The 16,101-nt window shown below is 68.1% G+C and carries 11 protein-coding genes and 1 pseudogene; 4 read left to right on the plus strand and 8 right to left on the minus strand.

The window, feature by feature from the left end:
- Nucleotides 1-675: 675 nt before the first annotated feature.
- Together pssA and ilvC are read right to left on the minus strand one after the other, a co-directional pair.
- Nucleotides 676-1,557 (minus strand): CDP-diacylglycerol--serine O-phosphatidyltransferase, encoded by an 882-nt coding sequence (gene pssA / locus D1793_RS15705; protein WP_119022981.1) that lies wholly within the window; start codon nucleotides 1,555-1,557, stop codon nucleotides 676-678.
- Nucleotides 1,558-1,713: 156 nt separating this feature from the next.
- Nucleotides 1,714-2,730, minus strand: coding sequence for a ketol-acid reductoisomerase (ilvC, locus tag D1793_RS15710; RefSeq protein WP_119022982.1), 1,017 nt, complete (start codon nucleotides 2,728-2,730; stop codon nucleotides 1,714-1,716).
- 172 nt (nucleotides 2,731-2,902) lie between these two features.
- Between ilvC and ilvY the strand changes: the two genes are divergently transcribed.
- Nucleotides 2,903-3,790, plus strand: coding sequence for an HTH-type transcriptional activator IlvY (gene ilvY / locus D1793_RS15715; RefSeq protein ID WP_119022983.1), 888 nt, complete (start codon nucleotides 2,903-2,905; stop codon nucleotides 3,788-3,790).
- Between the two features lie 65 nt (nucleotides 3,791-3,855).
- On the opposite strand, the gene ilvN is transcribed toward ilvY, so the two are convergent.
- The 5 genes from ilvN to rluD all read right to left on the minus strand — a co-directional run bounded on the left by ilvN (nucleotide 3,856) and on the right by rluD (nucleotide 11,031).
- Nucleotides 3,856-4,347 (minus strand): acetolactate synthase small subunit, encoded by a 492-nt coding sequence (gene ilvN, locus D1793_RS15720; RefSeq protein WP_110070877.1) that lies wholly within the window; start codon nucleotides 4,345-4,347, stop codon nucleotides 3,856-3,858.
- On the minus strand, nucleotides 4,347-6,071 hold the full coding sequence (locus D1793_RS15725) for an acetolactate synthase 3 large subunit (RefSeq protein WP_119022984.1): 1,725 nt from the start codon (nucleotides 6,069-6,071) through the stop codon (nucleotides 4,347-4,349). Before D1793_RS15725 ends, ilvN begins: the two co-directional genes overlap by 1 nt.
- 486 nt (nucleotides 6,072-6,557) lie before the next feature.
- Nucleotides 6,558-9,140, minus strand: coding sequence for an ATP-dependent chaperone ClpB (clpB, locus tag D1793_RS15730; RefSeq protein ID WP_119022985.1), 2,583 nt, complete (start codon nucleotides 9,138-9,140; stop codon nucleotides 6,558-6,560).
- A 151-nt stretch (nucleotides 9,141-9,291) separates the two neighbouring features.
- Complete coding sequence (pgeF, locus tag D1793_RS15735; protein WP_110069996.1) at nucleotides 9,292-10,047, minus strand: peptidoglycan editing factor PgeF; 756 nt, start codon at nucleotides 10,045-10,047, stop codon at nucleotides 9,292-9,294.
- A 24-nt stretch (nucleotides 10,048-10,071) separates the two neighbouring features.
- The gene (gene rluD, locus D1793_RS15740; protein WP_119022986.1) at nucleotides 10,072-11,031 is read right to left on the minus strand and encodes a 23S rRNA pseudouridine(1911/1915/1917) synthase RluD; all 960 of its coding nucleotides are present in this window, start codon (nucleotides 11,029-11,031) and stop codon (nucleotides 10,072-10,074) included.
- A gap of 138 nt (nucleotides 11,032-11,169) precedes the next feature.
- Between rluD and D1793_RS15745 the strand changes: the two genes are divergently transcribed.
- Together D1793_RS15745 and D1793_RS15750 are read left to right on the plus strand one after the other, a co-directional pair.
- Entirely contained in the window at nucleotides 11,170-11,994 is an 825-nt protein-coding gene (locus D1793_RS15745) for an outer membrane protein assembly factor BamD (protein WP_119022987.1), read from the plus strand.
- A 132-nt stretch (nucleotides 11,995-12,126) separates the two neighbouring features.
- Nucleotides 12,127-13,995, plus strand: coding sequence for a sensor domain-containing diguanylate cyclase (locus tag D1793_RS15750; RefSeq protein WP_162899988.1), 1,869 nt, complete (start codon nucleotides 12,127-12,129; stop codon nucleotides 13,993-13,995).
- Between the two features lie 83 nt (nucleotides 13,996-14,078).
- On the opposite strand, the pseudogene D1793_RS15755 reads toward D1793_RS15750, so the two are convergent.
- Nucleotides 14,079-15,709 (minus strand): annotated as a pseudogene (locus D1793_RS15755) (NAD+ synthase).
- A gap of 101 nt (nucleotides 15,710-15,810) precedes the next feature.
- Here D1793_RS15755 and D1793_RS15760 point away from each other — a divergent pair.
- Nucleotides 15,811-16,095: a PP0621 family protein gene (locus tag D1793_RS15760; RefSeq protein WP_119022989.1), complete on the plus strand. Its 285-nt coding sequence runs from the start codon at nucleotides 15,811-15,813 to the stop codon at nucleotides 16,093-16,095.
- Nucleotides 16,096-16,101: the final 6 nt, after the last annotated feature.

Consider the following 16,101-nt stretch of genomic DNA (forward strand, 5'->3'; position numbering starts at 1 on the left):
GCCATCAATCTTCACTAACGACCATTTAGGTTGTAAGTTTACGTTTAACTCTCACCCAGCCGACCGGAGGTCGCAATGCCGAGCCAGCTCCCCACGCCCCCCATCCGCCGCACCAAGATCGTTGCCACCCTGGGCCCGGCCAGCGACCGCGAGGGCGTGCTGGTGAGAGTGAACTCCCTGTCGCCAGCGCCCTGCGAGGAAGGCGTATTCTACCGATTCGCTTCTGCGTGTCAAGCGGCGGTTGGCGGCGCGTGGCACCCCGTCCGACTTTCGCTGACTGCTCACCTCATCTTGCCGAGGCGCTGCGAATAGAGCCCTCAGCGAGCCCTGCAGAACAAGTGGTGCGCATTCTAGCGCATCCGCGGCGAGTGTCAAGCGAGTAGATTTTCGAAACTGTCAAAAACCCCAAGCAGAACAACCACTTCTACCACCTGTTACCGCCTGCAACCTTGCTGGTCACCGGCAGCGGATGCGTACTTTACGGCTTCCCCCGGCCCGGGGCAAGCCCTCTCTGTAAAAAAGTTTCAGGATGATGGCATAACGGCGAATCCGGAGAGTCAGCGCGCCGACCCAAACCATCCACAGCGCCGCGGCGAAAGGGGCTGTGGACAAGCCACGGCACCGAGACGACAGCGCCCGCACGGGGCGGGCGCTGTGGCTACCAGACGCTGGCGATCAGCCGGCCGGTGGCGCGTGCTTCATCTTGCGCATCACGGCCATCACCGGGCCAGAGGCCACGTAGGCACCGAACAGCAGCAGCAGCATCACCGAGGGCTGCATCGAGATCACCACGAACCCGAGCACGATGGCCAACAGCACCACGAAGGGCACCGGCCCCTTGAGGTCCACCTCCTTGAAGCTGTAATAGCGGATATTGCTGACCATCAGCACGCCGGCGGCGGCCACGATCAGCAGCATCAGCAGCTTGAAGCCGAAGGCCTCGGCATCGAAGCTGTGGAAGGTCCAGATGCTGGCGGCCACCAGCGCCGCCGCCGAGGGGCTGGGCAGGCCGATGAACCACTTCTTGTCGACGCTGCCGATCTGCACGTTGAAGCGCGCCAGGCGCAGCGCGGCACAGGCGACGTAGAGGAAGGCCACCACCCAGCCGGTCTTGCCGATGTCCTGGAGGATCCAGGTGAAGGCCACCAGCGCCGGCGCCGCCCCGAAGGAGAGCATGTCCGAGAGGCTGTCGTACTCGGCACCAAAGGCGCTCTGGGTGTTGGTCATGCGCGCCACACGGCCATCCAGGCCGTCGAGCACCATGGCGATGAAGATCGCCACCGCCGCTGCGGTGAAGTCGCCGTTGATGCCGGCAACGATCGCGAAGAAGCCCGCGAACAGGGCCGAGGTGGTGAAGAGGTTGGGCAGCAGATAGATTCCCTTGCGGCGAACCTTCTTGCCATCCTCCACGGCCTCCTCGATCACCTCGGTCTCGCGCACGAAGGCCGCAGCCAGATCCTCCTCGGCCTGGGGCACCCGCTCGGGTGACGCCTGGGCGTCCGGCTCGGCATCCGGCCGGGCAGGGTCGTGGTCGGTAGTACGGGGGTCCTGACTCATGCGTCTCGTCCATTGCCGAAATTGAGGCGCCGCGAGGGCGCACCCTCATTCTACACGCCCGGCACGCCCCCACAACGCCACGCATCGGCCCGGCCTCACAATGAACGAGGGCGCGGATGCCCGCGCCCTCTTCGTCTGTCCGACAACCGATCGTGATCAGTTCTTGGACTTGTCCACCAGCTGGTTGGCAGCGATCCACGGCATCATGCCGCGCAGCTTGGCACCCACGATCTCGATCTGGTGCTCGGCGTTCAGGCGGCGACGCGCCGTCATCGACGGGTAGTTGCTGTTGCCTTCCTGGATGAACATCTTGGCATACTCGCCGGTCTGGATGCGCTTGAGGGCGTTGCGCATCGCCTCGCGGGACTGCTCGTTGATCACCTCGGTGCCGGTCACGTACTCGCCATACTCCGCGTTGTTGGAGATGGAGTAGTTCATGTTGGCGATGCCGCCCTCGTACATCAGGTCGACGATCAGCTTGAGCTCGTGCAGACACTCGAAGTAGGCCATCTCGGGGGCATAGCCCGCCTCGGTCAGGGTCTCGAAGCCGGCCTTGACCAGTTCGACGGCGCCGCCGCACAGCACGGCCTGCTCACCGAACAGATCGGTCTCGGTCTCATCCTTGAAGGTGGTCTCGATGATGCCGCTGCGGCCACCGCCGACGCCGGCGGCGTAGGAGAGCGCCAGCTCCTTGGCGGTGCCGGAGGCGTCCTGGTGGATGGCGATCAGGTCGGGGATGCCGCCACCCTTGACGAACTCGGAGCGCACGGTGTGGCCCGGGGCCTTGGGCGCGATCATGATCACGTCCAGATCCTTGCGCGGCTCGATCTGGTTGTAGTGGATGTTGAAGCCGTGGGCGAAGGCCAGGGTGGCACCCTGCTTCAGGTTCGGCTCGACCTCGTTCTCGTAGATCGCCTTCTGGTTCTCGTCCGGGGCCAGGATCATCACCACGTCGGCGGTCTTGCACGCCTCGGGCACGCTGGCGACCTTGAGGCCGGCGGCCTCGGCCTTGGCGGCGGAGGAAGAACCGGCGCGCAGGGCGACGGTGACGTCGACGCCGGACTCCTTCAGGTTGTTGGCGTGGGCGTGGCCCTGTGAGCCGTAACCCACGATGGTGACCTTCTTGCTCTGGATGAGGGAGAGGTCGCAATCCTTGTCGTAGTAAACGTGCATGTGAGGCTCCTGGAACGTCGATGAATGTGGGTGTCAGCGTTGATGGCCACCCGCCCCGTCTGACGCGGGACTGAGTTCGCGGCATCCGATGGGGACACCATACGCCAGCCCCACCATTGCGTAAAACGCGATATTTGCAACGTGACATACCAGATCGTGCAATACTGACCCCATGGACATGCGCCTCCTCAAGCACTTCCTCGCCCTGGCCGACAGCCTGCACTTCGGCCGCGCCAGCGAGACCTGCCACGTCAGCCCCTCGACCCTCTCCCGCTCGATCCGCCAGCTCGAGGAGAGCCTGGGGGTCACGCTCTTCGAGCGCGACAACCGTCACGTGGCCCTCACCCGCCAGGGCGAGACCTTCCAGGCATACGCCCGAGAGGCCCTCGAGCAGTGGGAGCAGCTGCGCCTCTCGCTGCAGAGCGAGGCGCTGCGACTCACCGGGGAGATCAGCGTCTACTGCTCGGTGACCGCCAGCTACAGCTTCCTCTACGCGCTGCTCAGCGAGTTTCGCACCCACCACCCCGGCATCGAGCTGAAGCTGCATACCGGCGACCCCGCCGAGGCCATGGCGCGGGTGCTGGCCGGCGAGGAGGACATGGCGATCACCCCCCGCCCGCGACGCACCCCCGAGGCGCTGGCCTTCAAGTCGCTGACCCGTGCCCCGCTGGTGTTCATCGCGCCGCGGGAGGCCGCCCCGTGGATTCCCTCTACCCCGGAGTCGCCCAGCGCCGAGCAGTGGCGCGAGGTGCCGATGATCCTCTCCGAGGCGGGCCTCTCCCGGGAGTTTGCCGACACCTGGTTCAAGGCACTGGGGGTGGCGCCACGCATCTACGCCCAGGTGGCGGGCCACGAGGCGATCGTCAGCATGGTGGGACTGGGCTTCGGCATCGGCGTGGTGCCGAAGATCGTGCTCGACAACAGCCCGCTCCAGGAGCGGGTGCGGGTGCTGCCGGTGAAGCCGGAGCTGCCCCACTACGACGTGGGCCTCTGCGTGCTGGAGCGACGCCTGCGAAGCCCGCTGATCCAGGCGCTATGGGATGAGGTGATCGAGCGCTGACGCTTCCCCCGAAAACAGCAAGGCCGCCCCGAGGGGCGGCCTTGGCGGTCTGGCAACCGTCCGATCTACAGCGACAGCACCTTGTCGCCACGGGCAATACCGGAAACCCCGGTACGCGCCACCTCCAGGATGCCCACCGGGGCCATGGCCTGCAGGAAGGCGTCCAGCTTGCCGGCATCGCCGGTGATCTGCACGGTGTAGAGGCTCGGCGACACGTCGACGATCTGCGCGCGGAAGATATCCACGGTGCGCTTCACCTCGTCGCGGGCCGCGCCCAGCGCCTTGACCTTCACCAGCATCAGCTCGCGCTCGATGTGGTTGCCCTCGGTGAGGTCCACCAGCTTGACCACGTCGATCAGCTTGTTGAGGTGCTTGGTGATCTGCTCGATCACCCGGTCATCGCCCACGGTGGTGACGGTGAGGCGCGACAGGGTCGGCTCCTCGGTGGGCGCCACGTTCAGCGTCTCGATGTTGAAGTTGCGCTGAGAGAAGAGCCCCACCACGCGAGACAGGGCGCCCGGTTCGTTTTCCATCAGAATCGAGATGATATGGCGCATCAGGTCCGCTCCGTCTTGGAAAGCAGCATGTCACGCATGGCGCCCAGGGGCACCTGCATCGGATAGACGTGCTCGTGCGGGTCGACCGCCACGTCGAGGAACACCAGCTCGTGCTTGTCGGCCAGGAAGCGCTCCAGGGCCGGCTCAAGCTCGTCGAGGGTCTCGACCTTCAGCGCGGTGAAGCCATAGGACTCGATCAGTTTCTGGAAGTCGGGCAGCGACTCCATGTAGGAGTGGGCATGGCGGGACTTGTAGTTCAGGTCCTGCCACTGGCGCACCATCCCGAGCGAGGCGTTGTTCAGGTTGATGATCTTCACGCCCACCCCGTACTGCTTACAGGTGGAGAGTTCCTGCATCATCATCTGGAAGCTGCCCTCGCCGGTCACGCAGACCACCTGCTCTTCCGGGAAGTTCTGCTTGATGCCCATGGCCGCCGGGAAGCCGAAGCCCATGGTGCCGAGGCCGCCGGAGGTGATGAAGCGGTTGGGCTTGTCGAACTTGTAGTACTGGGCGGCAAACATCTGGTGCTGCCCCACGTCGGTGGTGACATAGGCCTCGCCGCGGGTCACCCGGCACAGCGCCTCGACCACCTCCTGAGGCTTGATCTTCTCGCCGGGCTTCGAGGGCTCGTAGAGCTTGCCCGCACGCTCCTCGCGCCAGCCGTCGATCTTCTGCCACCACTCGGCCAGGGCCTCAGGGTTGGCGATCTCCTTGCCCTGCACCAGGCTGATCATCTCGCTGATCACGCTGCCGGCCGGCCCCACGATGGGCACGTCGGCGCGCACCGTCTTGGAGACCGAGCTCGGGTCGACGTCCACATGGATGATCTTGGCCGTGGGGCAGAACTTGGAGGTGTTGTTGGTGACCCGGTCGTCAAAGCGCGCGCCGATGGCGATGATCAGATCGGCATGGTGCATGGCCATGTTGGATTCATAGGAGCCGTGCATGCCCAGCCAGCCCAGACACTGCCTGTCGCCCTGCGGATAGGCGCCGATGCCCATCAGGGTGGTGGTGATCGGGAAGCCCAGCTGCTTGACCAGATCGGTGAGCCCCTCGCTGGCCCGCCCGGTGACCACGCCGCCGCCGGTATAGAAGACCGGGCGCTTGGCCTTGAGCATCATCTCCACGGCCTTCTTGATCTGGCCGGTGTGCCCGCGGGTGACCGGGTTGTACGAGCGCATCTTGACCTTCTTCGGGTAGACGTACTCGTAGCGCTCGGTGGGGGCGGTCATGTCCTTGGGAATGTCCACCACCACGGGGCCGGGACGACCGGTGGAGGCCAGGTAGAAGGCCTTCTTGAGGACTTCGGGAATCTCGGTCGGATGCTTGATCGAGAAGCTGTGCTTCACGATGGGGCGAGTCACGCCGATGATGTCGGTTTCCTGGAAGGCGTCGTCGCCGATCAGGTGGCTCATCACCTGGCCGCACAGCACCACCATCGGGATCGAATCCATGTAGGCGGTGGCGATGCCGGTGACGGCGTTGGTGGCGCCGGGGCCGGAGGTGACCAGCACTACGCCGGGCTTGCCCGAGGCGCGCGCATAGCCGTCGGCGGCGTGGGTGGCCGCCTGCTCGTGGCGCACCAGGATGTGCTTGACCTTGTCCTGACGGAACAGGGCGTCGTAGATATGCAGCGCCGCCCCGCCTGGATAGCCGTAGATGTATTCGACGCCCTCATCCTGCAGGAAGCGGGCGATCATGTCCGCGCCGGAAAGCAGTTCCACGTTGTGTTTCTCCCCTGGAGGTCTCGAGTGCGATCCGCGCCCGAAGCGGGCGCGGGGTCGAGTGCGGCGGTATGCCGCTGCCGGACATGCCGGCACCTGATGCCAAACCCTGGCAGTTAAAGACCCTGTTGGGGCCTGCACTCTCATCGCGGCGGATCGCCGCGTCGGGGCGTTGGCCGGGACGGGCGGTTGGCCCGTGCCCGGAAGTCCTTCGGCGGGTAGAGGCCCTCTGGCCTACCCATCGCGCGGGGATGAGGGGGTTGCCCGCAGAGTTCCGCGCCCGCAAATCAGGAAGGGCCAAGATTCCATTAGCGACGCAACGGTGTCAACCGCATAAAAAGTGTGAGAGTCCGCGGAGGGCATGGGCATAAAAGAGCCCGCCGGGTAGAACACCGGGCGGGCAAGGGGGTTACAGGACGCAACCTGACCTCAGTGTAGACCGTCGCCGGGTTCGCACCCGGCCGTCAGCGTAACGCTTTGTTCGCCTCAGCTCTGGAACACCAGCTGGGTGCCCTCGGCCTCCACGTGGATGACATCTCCCGGCAGGAACTTGCCGGCCAGCAGGTCCTGGGCGAGCGGGTTCTCGAGCCGCGCCTGGATCGCCCGCTTGAGCGGACGGGCGCCGTAGACCGGGTCGAAGCCCACCACAGCGAGCTGCGCCATGGCCGCATCGCTGACCTCGAGGCCGAGGTCATGCTCGGCCAGCCGCGCGCGCAGCCGCGCAAGCTGGATGGCGGCGATGGCCTGGATCTGCTCCTGGCCCAGGGCGTGGAACACCACGACCTCGTCGATACGGTTGATCAGCTCGGGGCGGAAGTGGGTGCCCACCACCTCCATCACCGTGCTCTTCATCTCCTCGTAGTCGGCGTCGTCCCCGCCCAGGCGCTGGATGATCTCCGAGCCCAGGTTGGAGGTCATGACGATCACGGTGTTGCGGAAGTCCACCGTGCGGCCCTGACCGTCGGTCAGCCGGCCATCCTCGAGCACCTGCAGCAGGATATTGAAGACGTCTGGGTGGGCCTTCTCCACCTCGTCGAGCAGTAGCACCGAGTAGGGCTTGCGGCGCACCGCCTCGGTCAGGTAGCCGCCCTCCTCGTAGCCCACGTAGCCGGGAGGCGCGCCGATCAGCCGCGCCACCGAGTGCTTCTCCATGAACTCCGACATGTCGATGCGCACCATCGCCTCCTCGGTATCGAAGAGGAAATGGGCCAGCGCCTTGCACAGCTCGGTCTTGCCCACCCCGGTGGGGCCGAGGAACAGAAAGGAGCCATTGGGGCGGTTGGGGTCGGCGAGCCCGGCCCGGGAGCGCCGCACGGCGTTGGCCACCGCGGTCACCGCCTCCTCCTGGCCGATCACCCGCTCGTGGAGCGCCTCCTCCATGCGCAGCAGCTTGTCGCGCTCGCCCTCGAGCATCTTGGCCACCGGGATGCCGGTCCAGCGAGAGACCACCTCGGCGATCTCCTCCTCGGTGACGTTGGAGCGCAACAGCTGGTGGCGAGAGGTATCGGCCTCGCCCTCGCCGGCTTCGCTGATCTTCTTCTCGAGCGCCGGGATCACCCCGTACTGGATCTCGGACATCCGCGCCAGGTCGCCCTGGCGGCGGGCCTGCTCCAGCTCGACCCGGGCGCGCTCGAGCTCGTCCTTGAACTGGGCCGCCCCCTGGATGCTGGCCTTCTCGGCCTTCCAGATCTCCTCGAGGTCGGCGTACTCCCGCGACAGCGCCTCGATCTGCTCCTCGAGGACCTCGAGGCGCTTCTTCGAGGCCTCGTCGGTCTCCTTCCGGAGGTGCTCGCGCTCCATCTTGAGCTGAATCAGCCGGCGATCGAGACGGTCCATCTCCTCGGGCTTGGAGTCGAGCTCCATGCGGATGCGCGAGGAGGCCTCGTCGACCAGGTCGATGGCCTTGTCGGGCAGCTGGCGGTCGGTGATGTAGCGTGCCGAGAGCTTGGCCGCGGCGATAATGGCGCCGTCGGTGATATCGACGCCGTGGTGCACCTCGTAGCGCTCCTTGAGGCCGCGCAGGATCGCCACGGTGTCCTCCTCGCTGGGCTCATCCACCAGCACCTTCTGGAAGCGGCGCTCGAGGGCGGCGTCCTTCTCGATGTACTGGCGGTACTCATCCAGGGTGGTGGCCCCCACGCAGTGCAGCTCGCCACGAGCCAGGGCCGGCTTGAGCATGTTGCCGGCATCCATGGCGCCCTCGGCCTTGCCGGCGCCCACCATGGTGTGCAGCTCGTCGATGAAGAGGATCACCCGGCCCTCCTCCTGGGCCAGCTCCTTGAGCACCGACTTGAGACGCTCCTCGAACTCGCCGCGGAACTTGGCGCCGGCCAGCAGCGCGCCCATGTCCAGCGAGAGCACGCGCTTGTTCTTGAGGCCCTCGGGCACCTCGCCGTTGACGATGCGCTGGGCCAGCCCCTCGACGATGGCGGTCTTGCCCACGCCGGGCTCGCCGATCAGCACCGGGTTGTTCTTGGTGCGCCGCTGCAACACCTGGATGGTGCGGCGGATCTCGTCGTCGCGGCCGATTACCGGGTCGAGCTTGCCGCTGGCGGCGCGCTCGTTGAGGTCCAGGGTGTACTTCTCCAGCGCCTCACGGGACTCCTCGGCGTTGGGATCATCGACCCGCTCGCCGCCGCGCACGCCGTCGACGGCGGCCTCCAGGGCCTTGCGGGTCACCCCCGCCCGGGTCAGCAGACGGGTGACCGCGTGCCCCATCTCGAGGGCGGCCAGCAGCACCAGTTCGCTGGCGATGTACTGGTCGCCTCGCTTCTGGGCCTCGCGGTCGGTGAGGTTGAACAGCTTGATCAGCTCGCGGGAGGGCTGCACCTCGCCGTCGAAGTGGGCGACCTTCGGCAGGTCGTCGAGGTGGCCCACCAGGGCGTCGCGAAGCCGGGCGGCGTCGCCGCCGGCCTTCTGGACCAGCGCCTTCACGCCGGTATCGCGGGCGTCCAGCAGCGCCAGCAGCAGGTGGCCGGGTTCCAGCTGGTTGTGGCCGCGGCCAACCGCCAGGGACTGGGCATCCGCCACGGCGCTCTGCAGCTTGGCGGTGAACTTGTCGAAACGCATGAGAACTTCCTCCATCGGGGTGGCGAGGCGGTCGGACGCCCCGCTCGGCCCGGTCAATTCGTCTTGACACACTCAATGGAGTCAGGCTGGCCGGCTTTCAAGTCGGCCGCCAGGGGAAGCACGTGGCAAGTTGACGCGGATCAAGCCCGCGTCAGCGCAGCCAGATCACGCTGGCCATTCGCCCGGTGCGGCCATCGTCGCGGCGATGGGAGTAGAAGCGCGGTTCGCAGGCGGTGCAGAAGTGGCCGCCGCTGATGTGGGCGACGCCGAGCCGCTCCAGGCGCAGGCGCGCCAGGCGGTAGAGGTCGGCCATGTAGTGGCCCAGGCGATAGGGGCTCGGGTCGAAGGCGTCGGCCGCCTCGGGGTGCACGCCGGCGAAGGCCTGGTAGACCTCGGGCCCCACCTCGAACTGGGCATTGGAGATCGCCGGCCCCAGCCAGGCCAACTGCTCCTCCGGCGGCACGCCCAGCGCCGCCACCGTGGCCTCGAGCACCCCGCCGGCCAGCCCGCGCCAGCCGGCGTGGGCCACCGCCACCCGCGTGCCGCGAAGGTCGCTGAAGAACACCGGCAGGCAATCGGCGGTGAGCACCACGCAGGCGTAGTCGCGATTGACCGCCACCGCGGCATCGGCCTCGGGCGGCGTCGCCTCGAAGTGCTGCTGCACCCGGGCGCCGTGGACCTGGTTGAGCCACAGCAGCGGCCGCTCCTCGTCGACCTGCTTCTGCAGCAGGCGCCGGCACAGGGCCACGTGGTCGGGGTTGTCGCCGACGTGGTCCGCCGGGTTGAAGCAGGCAAAGTCGCCCTGGCTCGGGCCGGTCTCGCGGGTGGTGACGAAGGCGCCCACGGAGGTGGGCGCCGGCCAGTCGGGCAGGATCAGGGTCGGCCGCAGGTCGGGGGCATCGCTCATCGGCGGGTCCTCGGCAAGGAGGGGTCAGCGCATGGTCTCGTGGTCATCGCGCAGGTAGTCCAGCAGCATCAGGATGTCATCCGGCAGCGGCGAGCGAAAGGTCACGGTCTCGCCGCTGCCGGGATGCACGAAGGCCAGCTTGCGGGCGTGGAGCGCCTGGCGCGGGAATTCGCGCAGGATCTCCTTGAGGGGCTCGGCGGCACCGGGCGGCAGCTTGAGGCGACCGCCGTAGGTGGGGTCCCCCACCAGGGGGTAGCGCAGGTGGGCCAGGTGCACGCGGATCTGGTGGGTGCGTCCGGTCTCCAGCCGGCAGCGAACATGAGTATGGGCGCGGAAGCGCTCCACCACCCGGTAGTGGGTCACCGCCGGCTTGCCGGAGACCGTCACCGCCTGGCGCTTGCGATCCTTGGGGTGGCGACCGATGGGGGCATCCACCGTGCCGCCGGAGGTCATCACCCCCACGCACACCGCATCGTACTCGCGGGAGACCGTGCGCGCCTGGAGCTGCGCCACCAGGGCCGCCTGGGCGGCCAGGGTCTTGGCCACCACCATCAGGCCGGTGGTGTCCTTGTCGAGGCGGTGCACGATGCCGGCCCGGGGCACGCCGGCCAGCCTGGGGCAGTGGTGCAGCAGCGCATTGAGCAGGGTGCCGTCGGGGTTGCCCGCCGCGGGGTGCACCACCAGGCCGGCCGGCTTGTCGACCACCAGCACCTCGTCGTCCTCGTGGACCACGTCCAGCGGGATCTCCTCGGGCGCGAAGCGGGTCTCCTCCTCGATCTCGGTGGCCAGCCGCAGCCACTCGCCCCCGTAGACCTTCTCCCTGGGCTTGGCGGGCCGACCATCCAGGGTCAGGTCGCCGGCCTTGATCCAGGCCTTGAGGCGCTCGCGGGAGTAGTCGGCGAAGAGTTCGGCGGCGGCCTGGTCGAGGCGCAGGCCGGCCATGGCATCGGGAATGCGGTGCTGGGCTTCCAGGGTCTGGGGCATGGTCGAGGGGCGGCCAGTCAGCAGGGTGAGAGGGGAACACCGCGCGGTGACTGCGTTTTGACGCACAGTGCTTTATAGTGAGCGGGTTTTGGTCGATTCTATCACGGCCCGTTCGCGTTGTTTGCCACGAGGATCACGATGCGCGTTTTTCGCCCTACCGCCCGTCTTGCGGCCCTGCTGCTGGCCTCCAGCCTGCTGGTGGGCTGCGCCAGCAGCGGCTCCACCGATGAAGAAGAGGATGAGTTCGCCGGGATCGCCGAACGCGAGCTCTACGAAGAGGCGCGCAGCTCCCTGGAGCGGCGCAACTTCACCGCGGCCATCACCCGGCTCGAGGCCCTGGACACCCGCTTCCCCTTCGGCAGCCACGCCGAACAGGCGCAGCTGGAGCTGATCTACGCCTACTACGAGAGCAGCGACTGGGAGGCCACCCGGGCCGCGGCCAGCCGCTTCATCCGCCTGCACCCGAGCCACCCTCAGGCCGACTATGCGCTCTACATGCGCGCGCTCGCCGCCTGGCAGGCCGGCCGCTTCAGCCTCGAGCGCCTGAAGCTGATCGATATCTCCCGGCGTGACCTGGGCGCCTCCCGCGACGCCTACACCGACTTCAGCGAACTGGTTAGGCTCTACCCCAACAGCCAGTACGCCCCGGACGCCCAGCAGCGCATCGTCTACCTGCGCAACCTGATGTCCCGCCACGAGCTGCATGTGGCCGACTACTACCTGCGCCGGGGCGCCTACCTGGCCGCCGTGGAACGCGGCCGCTGGGTGATCGAGAACTACCCGGAGAGCGAGGCGACCCGCGACGCCCTGGCGGTGATGGTCGAAGGCTATCTGGGCCTGGAGATGCGCGACCGCGCCCGCGAGGTGCTCGAGGTGCTGATCGACAACGACCCACGCCACGACCAGCTGCGCGGCCGCACCTTCCAGCCCCGGCACGTGCAGGCCCAGTCGCTCTCCACCTGATCGCGAACCGCCGGCACCACCAGGAAGCCCCGTCAGCCACCGCTGACGGGGCTTCTTGATCCTATGGACGATGCCTCGAGCCCGCCATCTAGGTATTCTGAGGGAACCCGCGCGGCGACCAGAGGCCACCCGATGCCCATCCGCTCCTCCTCCTCTGCCTCTCACCGCATCCAGCGCCTGCACCGCCGGGTCAGGGTGCTGGCGGCCCTCGGCATCCTGGCCACGGCGCTGCTGGCCGGTCTCGCCACCGCGCTGCCCTTCTATCTCAGCTCCCGGGACAGCCTGGAGTCGATGACCCGACTGAACGCCGAGGCGCAGGCAGAGGCCCTGCACCACCAGCTGAGGCGCTACCAGGACGTGGCGAACCAGTTCACCAGCCGCACCGAGATTCGCCAGCGCCTGGCAGCCTATGCCCGAGGAGAGCTGTCGCTTGCGGCCCTCTCGGACTTCAGCACCCCGCGCCTCGCCGACGCCATGGGCCAGGCGGCGGAGGTGGCCGGGCTGATCCGCTTCGGCCCCGACGGCGAAGTGGTGGCGATTCTCGGCCAGGTGCCCGAGGAGACGCCCCTGGCGCCCAACGGGGGCACCGGCAGCGGCTATCCCTGCCGCCTGCGGGTCACGGCCGACAACGAGCTGCTGGTACAGGCCTGCGCACCCATCCTCGATGAAGAGGGCGAGCGGATCGGCTACGACCTGGTGTTCTTCCACGCCGAGCACCTGCTCTCCCTGCTGGCCAACAGCGAGCGGCTGGGGAGGGACGCCAGCCTGCACCTGCGCGAGGCCAATGGCCACCTCGAGCTGACGCTCGACGAGTCTGGCCCCGTCCTGATCGCCGTCGATCCCGCCGCGGGGAGCGACGCCGCGACCCAGGTGACCTTCGAGGCGCCGCTGGGCGATCAGAACTGGCGGCTGCTGGTCTCCGTCCCCGCCCAGCGCTTCCGTGACGAGGCCCTGAGCGTGCTGCTGTGGCCGGCGCTAGGTGTGCTGCTGCTGACCCTCGGCGGCGCCCTGCTGGTCAGCCGCGCCCTGCACCCCGTGCTGGCCCGCGTGGCCCGCCAGGCCCAGAGGCTCGAGCACTCGGAGCAGGAGCTGCGGCTGGCCGCCAGCGTCTTCCGCCACGCCCGCGAGGCGATCCTGATCACCGACCGGCACCACGCCATCGTGGAGGTCAACCCGGCCTTCACCCAACTGACCGGCCACCCCTGCCGGCCGCTGATCGGTCGCCCCCTGACCGAGCTGCTGGCTCCCCGGGAGGACCTCGCGATGGCGACCCGGCAGGTGCTGGAGACCCTCGACCGCGAGGATGTCTGGCAGGGGGAGATACGCTACCGCTGCGCCAGCGGCGAGACGCTGGTGGCCCTGCAGACGATCAGCGCCGTGCGCGACGCGGACGGCACCCTGCTGCGCCATATCCATATCTTCAACGACATCTCCGAGCAGAAGGCCGCCGAGGAGGAGATCCGCCATCAGGCCTTCCACGACGAGCTGACCGGCCTGCCCAACCGCAGCCTGCTGCTGGCCCGCCTGGAGCGCGCCATTCACCGCGCCGGGCAGGGAGGGCACCGCCTGGCGGTGCTGTTCCTGGACCTGGACCACTTCAAGCCGGTCAACGACACGCTGGGCCACCAGGCCGGGGACGACCTGCTCAAGCAGGTCGCCAGGCGGCTCGGCGGGCGGCTGCGTGAGCGGGACACCCTGGCGCGGCTGGGCGGCGACGAGTTCGTGGTGGTGCTGGAGGGGCTGAGCCGGCCGGCACCCGCCGCCCGGGTGGCCGAGAGCCTCGTCGAGGCGCTGCTCGAGCCCTTCACGGTGGCAGGTGAGCGGGTGGCGATCGGGGTCTCGGTGGGGGTGGCCCTCTACCCCGGGGACGGCGCCGACGGCGAGGCGCTGCTCAAGGCCGCCGACGTGGCCATGTACCGGGCCAAGGACGCCGGGCGCAATACCTGGCGCCTGCACGATCGCACCCTGGACGAGGTGCTGCGCACCGGCGCTTCCTCCTGAGCCGCCCCCGATCCGCCCAGATAAGGCAACGCCACCTCCCGCAGGGAGGTGGCGTTCCGGTGTCATGCGCGGCAGGCGCGGGGCTAGTCGCCGGGCTGCCAGCCGTTGACGATGGGATAGCGGCGATCGCGACCGAAGCCGCGCCGGGTGACCCGCACCCCCACCGCGGCCTGGCGGCGCTTGTACTCGCAGCGGTCCACCAGCCGCACCACCTGGTAGACGGCGTCGCGGTCGAAGCCCGCCTCGATGATCGCCTCGGCGCTCATGTCACCCTCGATATAGCGCACCAGGATGGCATCCAGGGTGTCGTAGTCCGGCAGCGAGTCGCTGTCCTGCTGGCCGGGGCGAGCTCCGCGGAGGGCGGCCGCTCGATGACCCGCTCGGGGATCGCCGGCGACTGGGTATTGCGCCAGCGGGCCAGGCGGTAGACCCAGGTCTTGTAGACGTCCTTGATGGCGTTGTAGCCCCCCGCCATGTCGCCATAGAGGGTCGCATAGCCCACCGCCATCTCGCTCTTGTTGCCGGTGGTGAGCACCATCAGGCCCTTCTTGTTGGAGATCGCCATCAGCAGCACGCCGCGGCAGCGCGACTGCAGGTTCTCCTCGGTGGTGTCGCGCTCGCTGCCCTCGAAGACCCCGGCCAGGGTCGTCATGAAGGCCTCCACCATGGGCTCGATGGGCAGCACCTCATAGTGCACCCCGAGCAGCTCGGCCTGCCTGGCGGCGTCCTCCTTCGAGATGTCCGCGGTGTAGTGGTAGGGCATCATCACCGCCTGCACCCGCTGGGGGCCCAGCGCATCCACCGCGATGGCCAGCGAGAGTGCCGAGTCGATGCCCCCGGAGAGCCCCAGTACCACCCCCTCGAAGCCGCTCTTGTTGACGTAGTCGCGAAGCCCGGTGACCAGCGCGCAGTAGAGGGTCTCCTCGGGCTCGACCTCGGGCTCGGTCTCGCCCGGCTGCGGCACCCAGCGGCCCTTCTCCCTGACCAGTTGCACCGGCATCAGCCCCACCTGCCAGTGGGGCGCCTGGATCATCAGGCTCCCCTTGGCATCCACGCAGGCGGAGCCGCCGTCGAACACCAGCTCATCCTGGCCGCCGATCATGTTGACGTAGACGATGGGCAGCCCCACCTCGGCGGCCCGCGCCTCGAGCAGACGCAGCCGCTCGGCGGGCTTGTCCTGGTGGAAGGGGGAAGCGTTGAGGCTGACCAGCACCTGGGCGCCGGCTTCCCGGGCCTGGCGCGCCGGTGCCTCCTCCCACAGGTCCTCGCAGATCAGCAGGCCCAGCTTCGCCCCCTTGTGATCGAGCACCAGCGGCTGGCTGCCGGCGGCGAAGTAGCGCTGCTCGTCGAACACCTGGTAGTTGGGCAGCGCCTGCTTGGCATACTCGCCCAGCCACTCGCCGTTGTAGAGGGCGCCGGCCAGGTTCCAGGTGCGCCCCTCGCGGCGCCCCGGGTAGCCGACGATCACCAGCACGTCGCGCACCACCTTCTGCGCCATGCGCGCGCGCGCCGCCCGCAGGCGGGCCTCCATGGAGGGGCGCAGCAGCAGGTCCTCCGGCGGATAGCCGGTCAGGAAGAGTTCGGGGAGCACCACGATATCGGCACCATGCTCGATGCGCGCCTCGCGCACCGCCTCGATGGCGCGATCGGTGTTGCCGGGAATGTCCCCGACCAGGGGGTCCAGCTGAGCCATCACCAGCGTCAGGTCTTGCATGGGCTTGGAAATCTCTCGAGAATCGACGAATACACCCATTGTCCCGCAAGGGCCGCCGGCTGGCAAAGCCGTCCCGCCCCCACCTGGGAGTCCCCTACGGAATGAACCTCTTGATCATCCGCCTGATCATCTTCGCCGTGCTGTTCTTCGCCGGCCTCAAGCTCTACCGCATGTACCGGGAGTGGAAGCTCGACCGTGAGGAGCTGCTGGAGCACGACGACGACGCCCACCAGGAGGGCGGCCAGATGGTGCGCTGCAGCTGGTGCAAGGTGCACGTCCCCGAGAGCGACGCCCTGCGCGAGCAGGGCGAGTGGTTCTGCTCCAGCGCCCACCTCGATCGCTACCTCCAGGAGCAGAAGGAGCAGGGGCCGGACGACCGAGAGTAGGCTCTG

The organism is Halomonas sp. JS92-SW72, from assembly GCF_003547075.1.
Taxonomy (GTDB): Bacteria; Pseudomonadota; Gammaproteobacteria; order Pseudomonadales; family Halomonadaceae; genus Halomonas; species Halomonas alkalicola.